Consider the following 20,352-nt stretch of genomic DNA (forward strand, 5'->3'; position numbering starts at 1 on the left):
TGCGCGATAATCCCCGCTAAGATGGCATGCGCCGGGCGAACCTGCTCCCGAGCATCGTGCACACTCATGGATTGGGATTCAATGGAAAAGAAGAAGCTCAGCGCCGTCATCTCGACGGCCTTCGTGGTAATGGGATTGGCCATGGCACCAGCAGCGTCGGTGACGGCAGCGCCGGCAGCGGGCAAGACCGCGCAGGCCACGCCAGCCGATGCGCGCTTCAAGGACATCTACACGCGGGAATGGAAGTGGCGTGTCGCCGAAAAGCTCGAACGCGATGAAGACGCCCCGGACACCAGCCGCGGCTTCGCCCGGGTCGATGCACCGGCGCAGGAAGCGCGCCGCGTCTACTGGGCCGGCATCCTGAAACAGCTCGATGCGATCAAGCCTGCCAGCCTGTCGCCGGCCGAGCGCATCAACTTCGCCGTCTACCGCGCGCAGATCGCTTCGCTGCACGACGCCCAGGTGTTTCGCGAGTTCGAGCAGCCGGTCAATGCCGACAGCGCGTTCTGGACCGGCGTCACCTACGGCGCGCGCCGCCCGCTCAAGACCACACAGGCCTACCGCAATTACCTGGATCAGCTCGAAGGCATCCCCGCCTACTTCGACGAAGAGATCGGCAATATGCGCGCGGGCCTGGCGCGCGGCTTCACGCCGCCGAAGGTCACGCTGGCCGGCCGCGAAAGCACGCTGCTGTCGGTGACCGAGGCCAAAACGCCGCAGGACACCGTGTTCTACGGCCCGTTCAAAGAGATGCCGTCGACCATGCCCGCGGCCGAGCAGGAAGCGCTGCGCCGCCAGGCCGTCGCCATCATCGCCGGCAAGGTGCAGCCTGCGCACGCCAAGACGCTCGCGTTCTTCCGCGACGAATACGTGCCGAAAGCACGCACCACGCTGGCCGCCCAGGACATGCCGGGCGGGAAGGACTACTACCAGTCGAAGATCGTCGAGTTCACGACGACCAATCTGACGGCCGACCAGATCCATGCGATCGGTCTGGCCGAGATGGCCAAGATCCGCGCCGAGATGCACGACATCATGCGGCAGGTCGGCTTCAAGGGCGACCTGCAGGCCTTCCTGCAGTTCCTGCGCACCGATCCGCAGTTCTACGCCAAGACCCCGGCCGAGCTGCTCAAGAGTGCGGCGTGGACCGCCAAGCGCTTCGACGCCAAGGCCGACCAGTACTTCGGCCACCTGCCGCGCCGGCGCTTTGCGATCGTGCCGGTGCCGGACGACCAGGCGCCGTTCTGGACGGCCGGCCGCGGCGGCCCGGGCATGTATTGGGTGAATACCTACAACCTGCCGGCGCGCCCGCTCTACAGCCTGCCGGCACTGACGCTGCACGAATCGGCGCCCGGTCACGCCTTCCAGATTCCGCTGGCGCAGGAACAGAAAGGCGTGCCGCCGTTCCGGCGTGCGTACATCTCGGCCTACGGCGAAGGGTGGGCACTGTACACCGAACGCCTTGGCGCCGAAATGGGCATCTACGAGACGCCGTATGAAGTCTTCGGGATGCTCAGCTACCAGGCCTGGCGCGCGTCACGCCTCGTCGTCGACACGGGCGTGCATGCCAAGGGCTGGACGCGCGAACAGGCGCAGGCCTACCTGATGGAGAACACGGCGCTGTCCAAGCACGAAGTCGAGACCGAAGTGGATCGCTACATCTCGTGGCCGGGCCAGGCCCTGTCGTACTACCTGGGCCAGATGGCGATCCAGGAAGCACGCGCGCGGGCTGAAAAGGCGCTGGGGCCGAAGTTCGATATCCGCAACTTCCACGACACCGTGCTGCATATGGGATCGGTGCCGCTGCCGGTGCTGCAGCAGCGCATTGACGCGTTCATCGCGGATGGCGGACCGAGTCCGTATCCGAAGGAAAGCTGACCGCTCCGGCATTGAACGCGTGAACGGCACAGCCGGGGTCAGGTCTGACATTCGGACACGGCCTCGGCCTTAGCCACATCGATTAGTGTCTTGCCTGGTGCTAGCATCGCCCGGCCAGCTAGTTCCGGCTACCTGACTGTCGAGATCGTGTCCGAATGTCAGACCTGACCCCCGCTTTTGCATTTATCGCTGGAACAGCTTGAACTTGAGCTGGAACGAGATACCGCCGTACAGGCGGTCCTTGTAGTTCGGGATGATCCCGACATTCACGCCCACCCGCTCGTACTCGTAGGTGAGCGTGGGAACCACACCCGGGAACCAGCCGCCGTCGCGCGTCTTCGGGTAGCCGTCGAACGCTGCCAGCGCCAGACCCACGCGCACCGGCCCCACCGCATACGGCTGCCAGATCACGCCGGCGTAGTTCGACCAGGCGCGGTCGCTGTTGTAGAAGCGCCCGCCGGTGGCGGCAAGCGTGCCGCTGAAGCGGTACTCGAGCGCCAGGCCCTTGTTGTTATTGTTCAGGTCCTTGTCGCCGTCGAAGTGGGCCGTGTAAAAGCCCGTGTCGATCCACAATTCGCTTGTTGGCGCCGGGTCGATCTTCGTGAAGAAGTCGGCGCCATGCGCCAGCGGCGCTGCGCCAAGAAGTGCCAGCAAATAAAGGGTACGCATCAAGTGGCCGCTTTCGTCTCAAGGTCGGGGAACATCACGTCGGTGAAACCGAAGCGGTTGAAGTCGCGAATCCGCGACGGGTACAGGATGCCCAGCAGATGATCCACCTCATGCTGCACCACGCGCGCATGGAAGCCTTCGGCGTCGACGGCAATACGCTTGCCGAACTGGTCGAAGCCTTCGTAATGCAGGCGCGCGTAGCGTGGGACGCTGCCGCGCAGGCCCGGTATTGACAGGCAGCCTTCAACGCCCTCTTCCATCGCCTCGCCGATCGGCGTGAGCACGGGATTGATCAACACGGTTTCCGGCACCGGCGGCGCGTCCGGATAGCGCTGGTTGCTGGCGAAGCCGAAGACCACCAGTTGCAGATCGATGCCGATCTGCGGCGCGGCCAGGCCCACGCCTTTGGCCGCATGCATGGTCTCGAACATGTCCGCCACCAGCGTGTGCAACTCGGGCGTATCAAAGTGCGTGACCGGCGGGGCCACGCGCAGCAGGCGTGGGTCGCCCATGCGCAGGATGGTTCGTACGGTCATTGCGCTCCCTCCCCGGCCAGCAGCGCGGTCAGGGACGCGCGAAAACCTTCGGCGGTCTCGGGGTGTTTCAGGCCGATGGCCGTCATCGCCTGCAGGTAACCGAGTTTGGAGCCGCAGTCGTAGCGCTGACCGGCGTAGCGATAGGCCAGCACGCGCTCGGCCTGCATCAGCGCGGCGATACCGTCGGTCAGCTGGATTTCGCCGCCGGCGCCCTTGCCGATCGTCTCGAGATAGCTGAAGATCGATGGCGACAGCACGTAGCGGCCCACGACGGCCAGCGTCGACGGCGCATCGGCCGGCTGCGGTTTCTCGACGATGCCGGACACCAGTTCGAGGTTCGGGCGGTATGGCGCGGCGCTGACGATCCCGTACTGGCGCGTCTGCTCGCGCGGCACGTCCTGCACCGCCAGGATGCTGCTGCGCTCATACGTGTAGAGGTCGGTCATCTGCGCCAGCACCGGCTTGTGGCCCTCGGCGGTGTCCATGAAGTCGTCGGCCAGCAGGACAGCGAACGGATCGTTGCCCACCACCGGGCGCGCGCACAGTACCGCGTGGCCCAGGCCCAGGGGCGAGGACTGGCGGATGTAGATGCAATTGACGTTCTTCGGAATCACATTGCGCACCGTCTCGAGCAGCTTCTGCTTGCCGGCCGCTTCCAGCTCGGCTTCGAGCTCGTAGGCGGTGTCGAAATGGTCTTCGATCGCGCGCTTGTTGCGGCCCGTGATGAAGATGAGCTCCGTGATGCCGGCGGCGACTGCCTCTTCGACCGCGTACTGGATCAGCGGCTTGTCGACGATCGGCAGCATTTCCTTCGGCTGCGCCTTGGTCGCGGGCAGGAAGCGGCTGCCAAGACCGGCGACAGGAAATACGGCTTTGCGGATCAGGGTCATCGTAGTCAGTCAGGTTGGGATGATTGTTCGAGCAGCGCCAACAGCGCCGCCTCGTCCAGGATCGCGACGCCCAGTTCTTCGGCCTTGGCCAGCTTGCTGCCCGCCTCGGCACCGGCCACCACGTACGAGGTCTTCTTCGACACCGAGCCGGATATCTTGCCGCCGGCCGCTTCGATCAGGGCGCCGGCCGCGTCGCGGCTCATCGTCGGCAGTGTCCCGGTCAGCACGAACGTCTTGCCGGTCAATGGGCCGTCAAGCGCAGGCGCTGCTTCGGGCACCGCATCGAGCAGTTCGCGCCGCATGGCCGCCAGCGCCGTCAGCAGATCGCGGTTGGCCGCCTCAAACAGCCATCCTTCGAGCGCGCTCGCCACCGTGGCCGGCAAGCCGAAGATGCCGAAGTCGGTACGCGCCGCGATGGTGTCGAGCGTCTGGTCCGCGGCGATGATCTGGCGCGCGCGCGGCTCGGTCAGTTTCGGGATGTCCAGCGCGGCCAGCAGCTTGATCTCGTCGAGCTTCTCGCGCAGCTGGGCCTTGGGCGGATGCTCGCCCTTGGGCGCCACGCCGGCCGCCAGCAAGGCATCGAGCGCAATCTGGTTTTTTTCCTCGGCGAAGAAGTCAGCGATCGACTGCGCTACTGTGCCGCCGATATCGGGCAGCACGCGCAGCAGCGCGGCCGGGGCGCGGCGTACCAGTGCGAGGCTGCCCAGATACTCGGCCAGCGTCTTGGCGGTGGATTCGCCCACATGGCGGATGCCCAGTGCGAACAGCAGGCGTTCGAGCGGCGGGGCCTTGCTGGCGGCAATCGCCGCGAGCAGATTGTCGGCCCATTTGGTCGGCACCTTGCCCTGCCGGGCGGTCTCCGGCGCCGCCTCCTCGGCCTCATCGGCCAGGCGCTTCATCTTGAGCAGGTCGTCCTGCGTCAGCTTGTACAAATCGGCCACCCCGGTGACCAGGTTCGCTTCAACCAGGCTGTCGATGTAGCGGTCACCCAGCCCTTCGATGTCCATCATGCGGCGGCCGGCGAAGTGGCGGATCGCCTCCTTGCGCTGCGCAGCGCAGGTCAGGCCGCCGGAGCAGCGCGCAACGATCTCGCCTTCCTCGCGCACCACGTGCGAGCCGCACACCGGGCAGGTCGCCGGCAAGGTGTAGACCGGAGGTTCCGGCATCAAGCGGCGTTCGAGCACCACGCCCAGCACCTCGGGAATGACGTCGCCGGCGCGGCGCACGATGACCGTGTCGCCCACCCGCACGTCCTTGCGCCGCACTTCGTCTTCGTTGTGCAGCGTGGCGTTGGTGACGGTCACGCCGCCAACCGATACGGGCACCAGGCGCGCCACCGGCGTGATGGCGCCGGTACGACCAACCTGGACCTCGATCGCCTGGACCGTGGTCAAGGCTTCTTCCGCCGGGAATTTATGCGCCAGCGCGAAGCGCGGCGCGCGCGAGACGAAGCCCAGCGTGCGCTGGTCCTCCAGCCGGTCGACCTTGTAGACGACGCCGTCGATCTCGTACGAGAGCGACGCGCGGCGCTCGCCGATATCGCGGTAGAACCCCAGCAAGCCATCGCGGCCGGTGACCACCTGGCGTTCCTTCGCCACCGGCAGGCCGAGCGCATCGAGCCAGTCGAGCATGGTCGAATGCGATGCGGGCAGCGCCGCTGGCGCGCCCTCGAGCTGGCCGACACCATAGGCGAAAAAGCGCAGCCGGCGGGCACTGGTGATGCGCGCGTCTAACTGGCGCAGGCTGCCGGCGGCAGCGTTGCGCGGGTTGGCGAATTCCTTCTGGCCAGCAGCGCGCTGGCGTTCGTTCAGACTCTCGAAATCGCGCTTGAACATCAGCACTTCACCACGCACCTCGAGCACGGCCGGCACGGCGTCGCCATGCAGGCGCATCGGGATCACGCGCACGGTGCGGATATTGGCAGTGACGTCTTCGCCCGTGTAGCCGTCGCCGCGCGTGGCGGCCTGCACGAAGCGGCCGTTTTCGTAGCGCAGGCTGATGGCCAGACCGTCGAATTTGAGTTCGGCGTTGTAGGCGACTTCGCGCGTCTCGAGCCCCTCGCGCACGCGGCGATCGAAGTTGTCGACATCCTCGTCGGCAAACCCGTTATTCAGCGACAGCATCGGCACCGCGTGCGTGACCTGGTTGAATTCGGAGATCGGGGCGTCGCCCACGCGCTGGGTCGGCGAATCGGGCGCGATCGCTTGCGGATGCAGCGTCTCGAGCGCGGCCAGTTCGTGGTACAGGCGATCGTACTCGGCGTCCGGAATCGTCGGGGCGTCGAGCACGTGGTAGTTGTAGCTGGCGCGGTTCAGTTCCGCGACCAGCCAGGCCATCCGGGCCGGGGCATCGGGTTGCTCGGTCACGGGACGGTCCTCAGCTGAACAGGCGCAGTGCCCGGGTCGAACCGGCGGCGATGTCGGCCGCGTCCATCTCGGCGTAGAACTCGACCACCTGGCCCTTGATTTCGTCGAGCGCTTCGGCTTCGAGCGGCTGGTTGCCGTCGTCGACAATGGTCGCGTCCAGGCGCTGCGTCAGTGCGCGCGCAGTATCGACCATGCGGCCGAAAGGATCGCGGGCCGGAGACACGCACGGCACGTCCAGCAGCAGCGTCAGGCGCGACGTGGTGTCGGCGCCCAGCGTGACGTTGGTCGAGAGCGTAAACAGCACGCTGTTGCCGGCGCCGTCACGGTCCGGCATCGCAAAGCGGCCATCTGGACGCACGTCGAAGCCCGCGTTTTCCAGCGCGCCGATCAGCGTCGACATCGCCCATGGCGCGCCGTTGGCGGCCAGGTTGACGCTCAGTTGCGCGTCGTGACCGGCGACAAACCGGTGCAGCGTACGTGCTTCGCTCATCACTTCGATCATGTCCGGCACGTGCGGCTCGGCGCCGATATCGTCACCCACCGCGCGCAGGCGCGTGACGAGTTCGGAGTATTCGAGTTCATTGAGCGCTGTGGTGCGCGTGGCCATCTGGACGCCCGCCTGCAGTTTGGTGTACACGCCGCCATGGACGATCGCTTCCCACTCACCGCTGACGGCAAAGCCGATGTAGTGGATCGGCTTGTTGCCCACACGGCGCAGGCCGTGCAGCGTCGGCAGGATCTTGTCACCGCGGACCGGCGCTTCGAGCGCCAGCGGGATCATGCAGTCGATCAGCGGGTCGACCAGGCATTCGGCCAGTTCGGCCGGCGGCATACCGGGACGGGTGCCCGGGAGCGATGCGGCCACGGCGTCCTGCGCGGCGGTGGCGCCGGCGGCGCGGTAGGACGGTGGCGTGACGGGTGCGGCTGGTGCGGCCGGCGTAGCCGGCGCGGTTGGCGTTGCCGGCGTGGCTGGCGCAGGTACCGGCATCGTTACAGGCGCAGGCGTTTCTTCAGCTGCTGGCGCGGCAACCGGCGCTGCCGTCGGCGTGTCGCCCAGTACCGGCGCATCGAGCTGCGGCTCGGGCTTGGTGCCGGCGACCGTGAACGCGTCCGCGTCGAGCGTCGGCTCGTTCACGCGCGTGTAGGTAAATTCAGTGTCCTTGACGGGTGCGGCGGCGCCGGGGACAGGGGCCGCTGGCGGGTTGGCTGGCAGCGTCGCTGGCAGTGTCGCAGACGGCATGCCGAGGTCGAACATCGGCTCGCTGCGTTCGGCCGCCGGCGCGCCTTCGCCGGTGCGCATCAACACGTCGTCGTGGTCCGATGCGAACGCGCGCTCGACGCTTTTCCTGGCCTTGTACTCTTGCCATTTGTTGTAAGTGACGACACCGACGACGAACACGCCGCCGGCTGCGATCAGGCTCATTTGGAGATCAGTCATGCTGCTTGTGCCTCAATAGCGAAAGTCGCGCCGGACACACGGTCCTGGTCTTGCCGCGAACTGGGTGATTCAATCGAAATGCCACGTGTGCGGGCAGTCCCCACGCGAAGGCATGCAATGATACCAACTCCCCCGCGTGAATGTCATTTATTAGCATTCTGACACGGGCCGAGCCGCACGCGAAGTCCGCACGCTCACGCGGCCACGAGATCCGCGGCCGCTTCCATGTCCACCGCGACGATGCGCGAGACGCCCTGCTCCTGCATCGTCACGCCGATCAACTGGCTGGCCATCTCCATCGCGATCTTGTTATGCGAGATGAAGAGGAACTGCGTGTGCTCGGACATGCGCTTGACCATGCGGCAGAACCGCTCGGTGTTGGCGTCGTCCAGCGGCGCATCGACTTCGTCGAGCAGGCAGAATGGCGCCGGGTTCAAACGGAACATCGAAAACACGAGCGCCGTCGCGGTCAGGGCTTTCTCGCCACCCGACAGCAGGTGGATCGTCGCGTTCTTCTTGCCCGGCGGTTGCGCCATCACCTGCACGCCCGCGTCGAGGATCTCGTCCCCCGTCATTACCAGGCGCGCATTGCCCCCGCCGAACAGGATCGGGAACAGCTCCGAAAAATGCCCATTCACGCGGTCGAACGTGTCCTGCAGCAGGTCGCGCGTTTCACGGTCGATGCGCCCGATCGCGTCTTCCAGCGTGGCGATGGCTTCACTCAGGTCGGCATTCTGCGAATCGAGGAAGTGCTTGCGCTCGCTGGACTGCGCCAGTTCGTCCACCGCCGCCAGGTTGACGGCGCCCAGGCCAGCAATGGCATTGGTCAGGCGCGTGACTTCGCCCTGCAGGTATTGCGGCTTGAGGTCAGGGACGAGCTTGGCCTGCAGCTCGGCTTCGTCGGCGCCGGTGGCAGCCAGCGCTTCGGCGAACTGCTCCTGGTTCAGGCGCGCCGCCTGCTCCTTCAATTGCAGCTCGGTGATGCGGTCGCGCTGCGGTTGCAGGCTGCGCTCGGTCTGCATGCGCGATTCTTCGGCCGTGCGCAGCTGCTGCGCGACCTGGTCGAGTTCATGGCGGGCGCTTGATAATGCCGCTTCCTGCGTCGTGCGCTGGTCCAGCAGCACTTGCAGGCCTTCGTGGGCGCTGCCGCTTTCGAGTGCTGCCAGTTCCAGGCGCGCCTGCGCCAGGCTCGCGCCAACCTGCTCGGCCTGCGTCGCGGCGGTGGCGATCGTGCGGCGCAATTCGTCGATGCGGCTGCGCTGGGCGCGCTCGGCGAACTGCGCTTCCTGCGCGCCCCGTTCCAGGTCGCGCAGGTGTTCGCGCGCGCGGGCCAGCGCCTGCTCCTGGTCCTGGAACGCCACCTGGTCGTCTTCGCTGGCGTCCTGCAGCTCGGCCAGTTGCATCTCGAGTTCTTCGAAGGTTTGCTCCGCTTCCGCCTGCGTCTGGCGCTGCTCGGCTTCCTGCGCCGCGATCTCGGTCAGGTCGGCCGCGATCTGGCCACTGCGCTGGTTGAAGCGTGCTTCGATCTCGCTTTGCTTGAGCACCTCGATCTGCAGCGCGTGCACCTCGCGCTGCAGGGTCGCGACGCGGGCGCGCGCATCCTGCACGCGCCGCGCCAGATCGAGAACGGCGGCGTCGGCGCGGGCAGCGCGCTCGCGCGCCTCGCTCGCCAGCAGCGCCTGCGCGCGCACCTGCTTGTCGGTGTTGTCGATCTCGTGCTGGCGCGCCAGCATGCCATCCTGCTCGGCGTCGGGCGCGTGAAAGCGCACGCTCGAACGCGTGATCACGTGCCCCTGGCGCGTGACGAAGCTGGCGCCATGCGGCAGGCGGGCGCGCGCATCGAACGCTTCCGATGCATCCTGCGCGATATACACGCCGTGCAGCCAGTCATCGAGCACACCGCGCACGCCGGCGTCGTTGATGCGCAAGAGGCTCGCGAACGGCGTCAGGCCAGCTGGTGCCGGGTCGCGCGCGGCGCCCGGCTGCGGCGCGTACAGCGCGAGGCGCGCCGGTGGCGGATCGTTGAAAAAGGCCTTGGTGGCGTCGAGGTTCGACACGTCGAGCGCGCCGGCGCGTTCGCGCAGCACGGCCTCGAGCGCCGTTTCCCAGCCTGCTTCGACATCGAGCTGCTGCCACAGGCGCGGCAAGTCGGCCAGCGCGTGCTTCTGCAACCAGGGCTGGACCTTGCCTTTGGTTTGCACGCGGTCCTGCATCTGGCGCAGCGCGGCCAGGCGTGCTTCCAGCTGCGTGTTGGCGGCGCTTTCGCGCTGGACATCGCCATTGGCCAGGCGGCGCTCGGCTTCGACGGTGTCCTGGCGCGCCGTGGCGTCGTCCAGCGCCTGCGTCTGTTCTTCGAGCGCCAGCTGTTTTTCTTCGAGCTGCAGGCGCAGGTTGTCGAGCGTGGCGCTGTCGGGCAGGTTCAGCGTGTTGCGCTCTTGCTGCAGGCGCTCGCGCCGCACGACCAGGTTGGCCAGGATGCCGCCGGCGTTGCGCCCGTGGGCGGCTGCCAGCTCGATGCGCTGCTGGACCGCCATGATGCGCGCACGCGCCGCATTGGCCGCATCCTGGCCGGTGCGCCAGGCCGCTTCGAGTTCGGGCAGGCGCTCGCCATGGACTTCGACGGCGATCTGCGCGCCCTCGGCCCGCGCGGCCAGTTCTTCGAGCTGCATCTCGGCTTCTTCCTGGCCTTCGCGGTGTTCTTCGGCCTGGGTCGACCAGCCATCGCGCTGGGCGCTCAGTGTGGCGATCTGGTTTTGCAGGCGCGTGCGCGATTCGACGACGAACTTGATCTGCGCTTCGAGGCTGCCGATCTCCGCGTTGACGCTGTAGAGCGCGCCCTGCGCCGTGTGCAGGCGGTCGCCCGCAGCGAAGTGCGCCTGGCGCAGGTGTTCGAGGTCGAGCTCCACGCCGCGCAGTTGCGCGGTCTGGGCTTCGAGCCCGGTCTGCGCGTCTTCGATCTCGCGGAAGAAACGGACCTGCTCGGCGTTGGCGTCGTTCTTGCGCAGCAGCCAGAGGAGCTTCTGCTTTTCTTCCTGGTCGGACTGCATCTGCTGGAAGCGTCGCGCGACGGCCGCCTGGGCTTCGAGCTTTTCCAGGTTGGCGTTCAGTTCGCGCAGGATGTCTTCGACCCGCAGCAGGTTTTCGCGCGTATCGGACAGGCGGTTTTCAGTTTCGCGGCGGCGCTCCTTGTATTTGGAGACGCCGGCCGCCTCTTCGAGGAACACGCGCAGTTCTTCGGGGCGCGATTCGATGATCCGCGAAATCATGCCCTGGCCGATGATGGCGTAGGCGCGCGGGCCCAGGCCCGTGCCCAGAAAGATATCCTGGATGTCGCGCCGGCGCACCGGCTGGCCGTTGATGTAATAGGTGGAGGTGCCGTCGCGCGTGAGCGTGCGCTTGACCGCGATCTCGGCGTACTGGCCCCACTGACCGGCGGCCTTGCCGGCGTTGTTGTCGAACACCAGTTCGACCGATGAGCGCCCGGCGGGCTTCCTGTGCGTGGAGCCGTTGAAGATCACGTCCTGCATCGACTCGCCGCGCAGCTCGGAGGCCTTCGATTCGCCCAGGACCCAGCGCACGGCGTCGATGATGTTCGACTTGCCGCAGCCATTGGGGCCGACCACGCCGACCAGCTGGCCGGGCACCTGAAAATTGGTGGGATCGACGAACGATTTGAATCCCGACAATTTGATGGAAGAGAGGCGCACGTTGCGTGGGAGAGGAAGGTAGCAAAGAAGCGATCATCATACCATCGCCACGATACCGAAGGCCATGACCGGCGGGCCGACAGACAAGCGCTTACTCGGCGGCGCGATGGTCCGCTGGCGGGCCTGCATCGTTGACCGCCGCGCTGCCGACGGCGGCGCCAAGAATGCGACCGACGACGCCTTCGGCCAGCACGACCCGGATCGCGCCGGCGCGCAGCAGATCCGCCAGGCGCCCGGCCGGCAACGAGAACGCTTCCTGGCGCGCGGCGCCGGAAAAGATGTACAGCGTGCGCAGCGGACTGACCCAGGCCAGGCGCACCTTGCGGACGCGATCGCCTTCCGCCAGTTCGAGGCGCATGCCGCGCTCGAGGCCCGCCAGGGTGTCGGCTTCCGGACCCTGACTGGCGTGCGCCTCGTCCTCGGCCTGCGCCTGCTCCTGCGCCACGCGGCGCAATGCATCCTGCTGCGCCGCTTCCACCGCCAGTTCGAGCTGGCGTTCGGGCGCCAGCTCGATCGGCGCCCGTACGATCGAGGCGTGACACTCGGCCAGCTCGGCGAAGAACTGCAGCCGCTCGGCGTCCTGCCAGCGCGTGGCGTCGAGCCATTTGTTCAGACTTGCCAGCAGCGCCGGCAGGCGCGCGATCAGGGTCTTGCGCTGCTCTTGCGTCGCTTTGGGCTTGACGCTCCAGATCAGGTCTTCCATCGTGCGCGTGGCGTTTTCTATCGCGCCGGGACGGGTATCTTCGATCGTGTAGGCCAGCGCCAGCGCGGCGCTCCAGCGCTGTTCGAGAAAGCCCGCCACGGCGGGCACGAGCTGCTCGCCGGCCAGGCGCCGGGCTACCGCGCGCTGCGCCGAGCGCTCGGCGGCGACCCGCTTTTCCTGGCGCGTGGCGTTGGCGATCGGACCGGCGATGGCGGCTTGCTCGGCAGCCTCGCGCGCGGCGAGGCCAGCTTCGAGTTCGGCCACGGCGGCCTCGAACTCGGGCTGCTCGGCATCGCGGACCCGTTCGACGCTGCGGCGCATGGCGCGGTAGACGGGATCATCCTGGTCGGCCGGCTGCTCCCAGCCCGTCTGCGAGAGCAGGTCGAGCAGGCGCCGCGCGGGATGCGCTTCCTCGTAGAAGAAGCTGCGGTCGCGCAGGGCCGCCTTGAGCACCGGCACCTGCAGGAACGCCAGCAGCTCGCGTGTTTCGGGCGCGACGCCATCGTCCTGCAGCACGCCTTCGAACACGCGCGCCAGCAAATCAAGCGTGGTGGCGTCGCCGCGCGAGAGTGCGCCGGGCGGCAGGCTGGCGCGCAGGCGCGGGAGGTAGAAGGCGCCGTGGGGGACGCTGTTGTTACTGCCGTGACCCGAGCTGGTGGTCCCTGGGGCACTGGCGTTGACGGCAAACTGGGGCAGGTCCGGCATGCCGGGAATGGCGGCGCCGGTGCCGAGGCGGCCGAGCAGGTCGATCAGTGGCAGCGCGCCGGGCGCAGGTGATCCGATGGCGGCACCATAGGTGAATCCGTGGGCGGGCGTCGACATGGCGTGGCCTGGTGCGCCTGGGTGGAAGGCAGCCTGGGCACCGGCTGGCGCGCCGGCCTGGGCGCCAGCCTCCGTGCTGACTGGCATGCTCACTGCCGGCGGCGCAACCGCAAAGCCCGAGGCAGTGCTGGGCCGCCAGCCACCGCTGCCCTGCGGCAGATCCGGAATCTCCGGCACGGCCAGCGCCGGGTCAAACAGCTGGCGCAGCTGGTCCGACAACGACGCTTCGCGCCGTGCACGTTCGGCGCGGCGCGCGGCGCGGTCATCGGTCTTGGCAAAGCGCGTGTCATCGTCCCTGCCCTTGCGCGCGACCTTGAGTGCCTCGGTCAATGCTTCGTAGAGCGGCCCGAGATCGATCATCAGGCCCGGGCGCAGCAGTGGCGCCAGCATGCCGTGCGCCTCCGGGTCAGGCTCGAACTCGCACCACGCGGCGTGCAGCGCGCCCAGGAACACGGCAGGCCGAAACGGATTATGGGCGGCGCGCACGAGGTCGCGCCCCAGCAGCAATCCAAGGCGCACGCCGAGGGTGGCTAACTGCTCCGAGTACTGCAGGTCGAACGGGCGGCTGACGGCGTCCAGCGCCATTTGCTGGTCGATCTGCTCGAGCGGCACAAGGCTCAGTGCCACGGGGGCGGCCTGCGCAGCCGGGGCGCCCGGCGCCAGCAATGCGATCTCGGCTTCCAGCGCCGTTTCGAGCGCGCTGGTGGCGAGGTGGACAAAGGCGTAATCGTTGCTCTTGAGGAGATTGCCGGATTTGACCCGACGCATGACGGCGCGGGGATCCGGGCCGGCTGCAGTAAGGTCGAGCAGGACCGACACGATGCGGCGTACGACGTCGCCCAGGTCCGTCCCGGCCTGGCGGCAGGCGATGGCGACCAGCTCGGCAAGCGTTGCCTGCTGAGCGGCGGCATTGCGCGCGGCGTTGGTCTGGACGGATGGGGTGGCCATGACGATTCGGCAAAGTAAGGCGAGCCTCTATTTTGCCACACTCTTGCCAGTCAGCAATGAGCAAACACAGCGGGCCAGAGGCAGAGCGGCACTGCGCAGGCTGCGCCAGCGCGGCGCTTGCCTGGGTCGATAGTAGCCTTCCAGGCAGGCACATGTCTACAGAGGCAGAGGCCGCCGTCGGATTGGCATCCGGCGCCGGGCTTCACCGGGTGGCACGTCGCGGAAACGAACAACGCCATGTCGGCGGCTGGAGTACGATCTGTCGACACTCTTGAAAGGATTCATCATGGTCGAGAAAAACAGCGCTGGTCCGGGTGCAGACAATGGGGGCAGCGCGCAGGCGCAGCACATCGACGCCGAACGCCAGCGTCGCGAGAGCGATCCAGCCGGGCGGCCCGATGCTTTGTCGAATCAGCAAGCGGATTCGGTGCCCGATGCAGCCGTGCAATCGGAGTGCCAGCCCACACCGGTCCAGCAACCGGATACCCGTCTGAATGATTCGCATGAGCCAGGCTCGCTCTCCGCTGCCGACGTCGAGGGCGGCATACCCGGGCAGCACGCGGGCGCAGGGCGTCAGAGCGACTAGAACGACACAAGGCGCCCAGTCACGCTGCGCGCCAGGAGGTTCGACGACGGTCAGATATTGTGCAATACGGCGCCCTTGGGCGGCGCAAAGTCTTTCACTTCATGAATCATCCTGGCCAGCTTGGCATCGCGCGCCGTCATGTGCAGGTCGCCGTACTGGTGCACGCTCCATTGCTCGGGCGTGAGCTCGATCTCCTTGCGCAGGATCGCCTCGGTGCGCGCATCGTCGGCGCGCAGGCCCTCGACGATGATATTGAGCGCGTCCGGTCGTGAACCGGGCGAGGCCGTCGCATGCGACTTGTGAATCATGAACCGCGCCGTCTCGCTGGCATAGCGGCGCGACCCGGCCAGATACACGACGACAGCAATCGACGCCACCGCCCCGGCGTTGTACATGACAAATTTAATGGGCGAATTGGCCATGAAGTTATACAGGCACAGCCCATCGCTGACATAACCACCGTTGGATTGCAGCAGCACGTGGGCGGTATCGATGCCATCTTCCGTCATATTGGCCACCGCCTCGAATATCCGGTGAACCATATCACTGTTGACATCGCCAGACAGCGTAAACCACCCCTCTTTCTCCTGCCGCGCTTTTTCTTGATTCATAGTCTGTTCCGCCTACAAAATAAGTGAACCAAGTGTAGCAAATCCCCTCGCACGCCCCCACAACCGATCACCAATAGTGCAAAGCAATGTTTCAAGGCAATCCCACGCCTATCTACAATTAGGGTCAGAGTAGATTTAATGGGCAATTCCCCAAAGTTGTCAAACAATTCGACTCTGACCCTAATTATTATTTGAACCTTTAGCGCTATCAAAATGGGCCTTTGATTCTGCTTGTCACTTAATTTTCTGAATGCATCGTTTTTATTGCCGTGAAGGTCAAAAATAATGAGGGTCGGAGTCGACTTACTGGGCAATTATCGAAAGTTGTCAAACAATTCGACTCTGACCCTAATTATGGGTGGGGGTGGGCGGTTGACAGTCGGCAAAGGGTGGCATATCCTCCGCAGTCTTGATCGGGAGAGCGCAGCATGCTGCCGCCGAAGGGGCACTCACCCATAAACTCTCAGGCAAAAGGACCGGTCAAGGGACGGCGGCGCGACGCGCGGCGGTTCAACTCTGGAGAGCGGCCGCGGTAGCGGTCCACCGAAGGGGCAAGCGGCGCACAGCCGCTATCTCTCAGGTACCAAGGACAGAGGGGTCGACAGCGCACGACGACCGTGCTGTACCCCTATTTCTGCCTGAGGATTCCATGACGCTCAAAGCGACCCCGCTCAATTCCGCTCACCGCGCCGCCAACGCCAAGATGGTCGATTTCGGCGGCTGGGACATGCCCGTCAACTACGGTTCGCAAATCGAAGAGCACAACGCGGTGCGCAGCGACGCCGGCATGTTCGACGTGTCCCATATGTGCGTCGTTGACGTCAAAGGCGCCAATATGCGCACGTTCCTGCGCGGCCTCCTGGCCAATAACGTCGACAAGCTGCAGGTGCCGGGCAAGGCCCTGTACTCGTGCATGCTCAATCCCGAAGGCGGCGTCATCGATGACCTGATCGTCTATTTCCTGTCCGAAGAATGGTTCCGCATCGTCGTCAACGCCGGCACTGCCGAAAAAGACGTCGCCTGGATGAATCAGCAGAACACCGCCACCAACAGCGGCGTGACGATTACCGCGCGCCGCGATGGCAACGATCCGATCGCGCTGATCGCCGTGCAGGGCCCGAACGCGCGCGCCAAGGTGTGGCAGGTGCTGCCGACCACCCAGGCGCCATCGGAAAACCTCAAGCCGTTCAACGCCGTCATCGTTCCTGATACCGCGTTTGGCGAAGCGATGATCGCCCGCACCGGCTACACCGGTGAAGACGGCTTCGAGATCGGCGTGCCGGCCTCGCAAGCCGAAGCGCTGTGGAATGCCTTTGTCGCCGTCGGCATCAAGCCGGCCGGTCTCGGCGCGCGCGATACGCTGCGCCTGGAAGCCGGCATGAATCTGTACGGCCAGGACATGGACGATGCCGTCAACCCGCTCGACGCCGGCCTGGCCTGGACGATCGACCTGGTCTCGGAGCGCGACTTCATCGGCAAGGCGGCGCTCCAGGCCAAGGGCCAGGGCGCGCAATTCGTCGGCCTGATCCTGCGCGAAAAAGGCGGCATCCTGCGCGCGCACCAGAAAGTGGTCGCGGCCTCCGGCCTGGAAGGCGAAATCACCAGCGGCACCTTCAGCCCGAGCATGCAGCAGGCGATCGCCTTGGCGCGCGTGCCGATGGACGTGGCCATCGGCGACACCGTCCACGTGATCATCCGCGACAAGCGCCTGGCCGCCAGCGTCGTCAAGCTGCCGTTCGTGCGCAACGGTAAAGTGCTGGCCTCCTGAACGCTGCCTGGACCCCAGAACACCTATACTGCTATCCACCCAACTACCCGGAGTCCTCATGAACATCCCTACCGACCTGAAATACACCGAATCCCATGAGTGGGTTCGCCGCGAAGAAGACGGCACCCTGACCGTCGGCATCACCGAGTACGCGCAGGACGCGCTGGGCGACATCGTGTTCGTCGAGCTGCCGCAGCTCGGCAAGGCCTTTACCGCCGGCAGCGACGCCGCCGTCGTGGAATCGGTGAAAGCCGCCAGCGACATCTATTCGCCAGTCGACGGCACCGTCACCGCCGTGAACCAGCCAGTGGCCGACGCGCCGGACTCGATCAACCAGGATGCCTACGGCAGCTGGCTATTCAAGCTCGCGCCAAGCGACGCCGGCTCGTACGACAATCTGCTCGACGCTGACGCCTACGGCAAGACCACCGACCACTGATCCGCCTCCAGGTGCGCCGCCGGCCCCGCCGCGGCGCACCGCCCTGCACCACCCGCCATTCTCCTTCAACGTCGCCGCAGACTGTGTCCCCCAACATGACCCGACCAAGCCTCACCCAACTCGAAGCACGTGATTCATTCATCCCGCGCCACATCGGCCCGTCCGACGCCGACCAGGCAGCGATGCTGTCGGCCCTCGGCTACGAGACCCGCGCCGCGCTGATCGACGCCGTCGTGCCAGCCAATATCCGCCGCAAGGACAAGATCAACCTGGGCCAGTTCGCCGAGCCACGCACCGAAGAAGAAGCATTGGCCACTCTTAAAGGCCTGGCCTCGAAGAACAAGGTGCTCAAGTCGCTGATCGGCCAGGGCTACTATGGCACCTTCACGCCGAAGGTCATCCTGCGCAACATCTTCGAAAACCCGGCCTGGTACACCGCCTACACGCCCTACCAGCCAGAGATTTCGCAGGGCCGCCTCGAAGCGATCCTGAACTTCCAGCAGGCCGTGACCGACCTGACCGGCATGGGCATCGCCAACTCGTCGATGCTGGACGAAGGCACCGCCGCCGCCGAAGCCATGACGCTGATCCAGCGCGTCGGCAAGTCGGCGTCGAAAGTGTTCTACGTCGCCGACGACGTGCTGCCGCAGACCCGCGAAATCATCGAAACGCGCGCGCTGCCAATCGGCGTTGAAGTGCGCACCATCGCCGCGGCCGACATCGAGTCGCTGAGCGAAACCTGCTTCGGCGTGCTGCTGCAATACCCTGGCGTGAATGGCGAAGTGCGCGACTACCGCGCCGCCGTCGAGAAACTGCACGCCGCCGGCAGCATGGTGATCGTGGCCGCCGACCTGCTGGCCCTGACGCTGCTCACGCCGCCGGGCGAATGGGGCGCGGACGTCGTCGTCGGTAACAGCCAGCGCTTTGGCGTGCCGCTCGGTTTCGGCGGCCCGCACGCCGGCTATCTGGCCACCCGCGACGAATTCAAGCGCAGCATGTCCGGCCGCCTGGTCGGCGTGACGATCGACGCGCAAGGCAACCAGGCCTACCGCCTGGCGCTGCAGACGCGCGAGCAGCACATCCGCCGCGAAAAAGCGACGTCGAACATCTGCACCGCGCAAGTGCTGCTGGCCGTGATGGCCGGCATGTACACGGTCTACCACGGCCCGCAGGGTCTGGAGCGCATTGCCCGCCGCGTGCACCGCCAGACTGCGATCCTGGCCGCCGGCCTGCAGCAACTGGGCTTCGAGCTGGTCAACCAGACCTACTTCGACACGCTGACCGTGCGCGTCAAGGACGCCGGCGCGATCCACGCCGCCGCGACCGCGCACGGCATCAACCTGCGCCAGATCGACGCCACGCAAGTGGGCATCGCGCTCGACGAAACCGTCACCCGCGACGACCTGGCCACGCTGATGGCGATCTTCGGCGACGGCAAATCCGTTGACCTGGACGCGCTGGACGCCGACGCCAGCGACGCGCTGCCGACGGCCCTGGCCCGTACCAGCGAATACCTGACCCACCCAACCTTCAACCGCTACCACGCCGAGCACGAAATGCTGCGCTACCTGCGCGCACTGGCCGACAAGGATCTGGCGCTGGACCGCACGATGATCCCGCTCGGTTCGTGCACGATGAAGCTCAACGCAACGTCCGAGATGGTGCCGGTCACCTGGCCCGAGTTCTCGAACATCCACCCGCTGGCACCGAACGATCAGACCGTCGGCTACCGTGAAATGATCACGCAGTTGGAGGCGATGCTGTGCGCCGCCACCGGTTACGCCGCGATCTCGCTGCAGCCGAACGCCGGCTCGCAGGGTGAGTACGCCGGTCTGCTGGTGATCCAGAAGTACCACCAGGCGCGTGGCGAAGGCCACCGCAATATCTGCCTGATCCCGTCGTCGGCCCACGGCACCAACCCGGCGTCGGCCAGCATGGTCGGCATGAAGGTCGTCGTCACCGCCTGCGATGAAAACGGCAACGTCGACCTGGCCGACCTGAAAGCCAAGGCCGAGCAGCACAGCGCGAATCTGGCCTGCGTGATGGTCACCTACCCGTCGACCCACGGCGTGTTCGAAGAAGGCATCAAGGAACTGTGCGAGATCGTGCACCAGCACGGCGGCCAGGTGTACGTCGACGGCGCCAACATGAATGCACTGGTGGGCCTGGCCTCGCCGGGCGCGTTCGGCGGCGACGTCAGCCACCTGAACCTGCACAAGACCTTCTGCATCCCGCACGGCGGTGGCGGCCCGGGCGTCGGCCCGATCGGCGTCGGCGCGCACCTGGCCAAGTTCCTGCCAAACCAGCTCTCGACCGGCTACGTGCGTGACGAACAAGGTATCGGCGCCGTCAGCGCTGCAGCCTTCGGCTCGGCCTCGATCCTGCCGATTTCGTGGATGTACATCGCGATGATGGGCGCGGATGGCCTGACCGCAGCGACCGAAGTGGCGATCCTGAATGCCAACTACATCGCACGCCGCCTGGCGCCCCATTACCCGGTACTGTACGCGGGCCACGATGGTCTGGTGGCGCACGAGTGCATCATCGACCTGCGTCCGCTGCAGGACAAGACCGGCATCTCGAACGAAGACGTGGCCAAGCGCCTGATGGACTTCGGTTTCCATGCGCCGACCATGAGCTTCCCGGTCCCGGGCACACTCATGATCGAGCCGACCGAATCGGAATCGAAAGCCGAGATCGACCGCTTCATCGAGGCGATGATCACGATCCACGCCGAGATCGTCAAGGTCGAGCGCGGCGAGTACGACCGCATGGACAATCCGCTCAAGGGTGCACCGCACACGGCCGAAGTGGTCACGAGCGACGACTGGGCCCACGGCTACACGCGTGAAGTGGCGGCGTTCCCGGTCGCGAGTCTGCGCAAGAAGAAGTACTGGCCACCGGTCGGCCGCGCCGACAATGTGTACGGTGACCGCAACCTGTTCTGCGGCTGCGCGCCGATCAGCGATTACGAGTAATCACTGACCTGCT

The 20,352-nt window shown here is 66.2% G+C and carries 13 protein-coding genes and 2 riboswitches; of the genes, 5 read left to right on the forward strand and 8 right to left on the reverse strand.

Features of this window, described 5'->3' with window-relative positions:
- Nucleotides 1–81 precede the first annotated feature (81 nt).
- Complete coding sequence (locus tag NX775_RS02330; protein ID WP_258834535.1) at nucleotides 82–1,878, forward strand: DUF885 domain-containing protein; 1,797 nt, start codon at nucleotides 82–84, stop codon at nucleotides 1,876–1,878.
- 183 nt (nucleotides 1,879–2,061) lie between these two features.
- On the opposite strand, the gene NX775_RS02335 is transcribed toward NX775_RS02330, so the two are convergent.
- From NX775_RS02335 to NX775_RS02365, 7 genes are all read right to left on the reverse strand, one after another.
- On the reverse strand, nucleotides 2,062–2,547 hold the full coding sequence (locus tag NX775_RS02335) for a hypothetical protein (protein WP_370660557.1): 486 nt from the start codon (nucleotides 2,545–2,547) through the stop codon (nucleotides 2,062–2,064).
- The gene (def, locus tag NX775_RS02340) at nucleotides 2,547–3,083 is read right to left on the reverse strand and encodes a peptide deformylase (RefSeq protein WP_258834537.1); all 537 of its coding nucleotides are present in this window, start codon (nucleotides 3,081–3,083) and stop codon (nucleotides 2,547–2,549) included. The genes NX775_RS02335 and def overlap by 1 nt, the downstream gene beginning before the upstream one ends.
- Nucleotides 3,080–3,973 carry a UTP--glucose-1-phosphate uridylyltransferase GalU gene (galU, locus tag NX775_RS02345; RefSeq protein ID WP_258834538.1) on the reverse strand — a complete coding sequence of 298 codons (894 nt, stop codon included), beginning with the start codon at nucleotides 3,971–3,973 and terminating at the stop codon, nucleotides 3,080–3,082. Before galU ends, def begins: the two co-directional genes overlap by 4 nt.
- A 5-nt stretch (nucleotides 3,974–3,978) precedes the next feature.
- Nucleotides 3,979–6,339, reverse strand: coding sequence for an NAD-dependent DNA ligase LigA (gene ligA / locus NX775_RS02350; RefSeq protein WP_502572599.1), 2,361 nt, complete (start codon nucleotides 6,337–6,339; stop codon nucleotides 3,979–3,981).
- A 10-nt stretch (nucleotides 6,340–6,349) separates the two neighbouring features.
- Nucleotides 6,350–7,777 carry a cell division protein ZipA C-terminal FtsZ-binding domain-containing protein gene (locus NX775_RS02355; RefSeq protein WP_258834539.1) on the reverse strand — a complete coding sequence of 476 codons (1,428 nt, stop codon included), beginning with the start codon at nucleotides 7,775–7,777 and terminating at the stop codon, nucleotides 6,350–6,352.
- 194 nt (nucleotides 7,778–7,971) lie between these two features.
- The gene (smc, locus tag NX775_RS02360; protein ID WP_258834540.1) at nucleotides 7,972–11,484 is read right to left on the reverse strand and encodes a chromosome segregation protein SMC; all 3,513 of its coding nucleotides are present in this window, start codon (nucleotides 11,482–11,484) and stop codon (nucleotides 7,972–7,974) included.
- Between the two features lie 91 nt (nucleotides 11,485–11,575).
- Nucleotides 11,576–13,957 (reverse strand): DUF1631 family protein, encoded by a 2,382-nt coding sequence (locus NX775_RS02365; protein ID WP_258834541.1) that lies wholly within the window; start codon nucleotides 13,955–13,957, stop codon nucleotides 11,576–11,578.
- Between the two features lie 286 nt (nucleotides 13,958–14,243).
- Here NX775_RS02365 and NX775_RS02370 point away from each other — a divergent pair, with 286 nt between their 5' ends.
- Nucleotides 14,244–14,543 (forward strand): hypothetical protein, encoded by a 300-nt coding sequence (locus NX775_RS02370; protein ID WP_258834542.1) that lies wholly within the window; start codon nucleotides 14,244–14,246, stop codon nucleotides 14,541–14,543.
- A 50-nt stretch (nucleotides 14,544–14,593) separates the two neighbouring features.
- On the opposite strand, the gene NX775_RS02375 is transcribed toward NX775_RS02370, so the two are convergent.
- Nucleotides 14,594–15,154, reverse strand: a complete 561-nt coding sequence (locus NX775_RS02375) for an ATP-dependent Clp protease proteolytic subunit (RefSeq protein ID WP_258834543.1) — start codon at nucleotides 15,152–15,154, stop codon at nucleotides 14,594–14,596.
- Between the two features lie 404 nt (nucleotides 15,155–15,558).
- Nucleotides 15,559–15,643, forward strand: a riboswitch (glycine riboswitch).
- A 17-nt stretch (nucleotides 15,644–15,660) separates the two neighbouring features.
- Nucleotides 15,661–15,757: riboswitch (glycine riboswitch) on the forward strand.
- Between the two features lie 46 nt (nucleotides 15,758–15,803).
- Between NX775_RS02375 and gcvT the strand changes: the two genes are divergently transcribed.
- The 3 genes from gcvT to gcvP all read left to right on the forward strand — a co-directional run bounded on the left by gcvT (nucleotide 15,804) and on the right by gcvP (nucleotide 20,339).
- Nucleotides 15,804–16,922: a glycine cleavage system aminomethyltransferase GcvT gene (gene gcvT, locus NX775_RS02380; RefSeq protein WP_258834544.1), complete on the forward strand. Its 1,119-nt coding sequence runs from the start codon at nucleotides 15,804–15,806 to the stop codon at nucleotides 16,920–16,922.
- A gap of 58 nt (nucleotides 16,923–16,980) precedes the next feature.
- Nucleotides 16,981–17,361, forward strand: coding sequence for a glycine cleavage system protein GcvH (gcvH, locus tag NX775_RS02385; RefSeq protein WP_258834545.1), 381 nt, complete (start codon nucleotides 16,981–16,983; stop codon nucleotides 17,359–17,361).
- 95 nt (nucleotides 17,362–17,456) lie between these two features.
- Nucleotides 17,457–20,339 carry an aminomethyl-transferring glycine dehydrogenase gene (gene gcvP, locus NX775_RS02390; RefSeq protein ID WP_258834546.1) on the forward strand — a complete coding sequence of 961 codons (2,883 nt, stop codon included), beginning with the start codon at nucleotides 17,457–17,459 and terminating at the stop codon, nucleotides 20,337–20,339.
- Nucleotides 20,340–20,352: the final 13 nt, after the last annotated feature.

The sequence above is a fragment of the Massilia aurea genome, assembly GCF_024753205.1.
GTDB classification, from domain to species: Bacteria; Pseudomonadota; Gammaproteobacteria; order Burkholderiales; family Burkholderiaceae_D; genus Telluria; species Telluria aurea.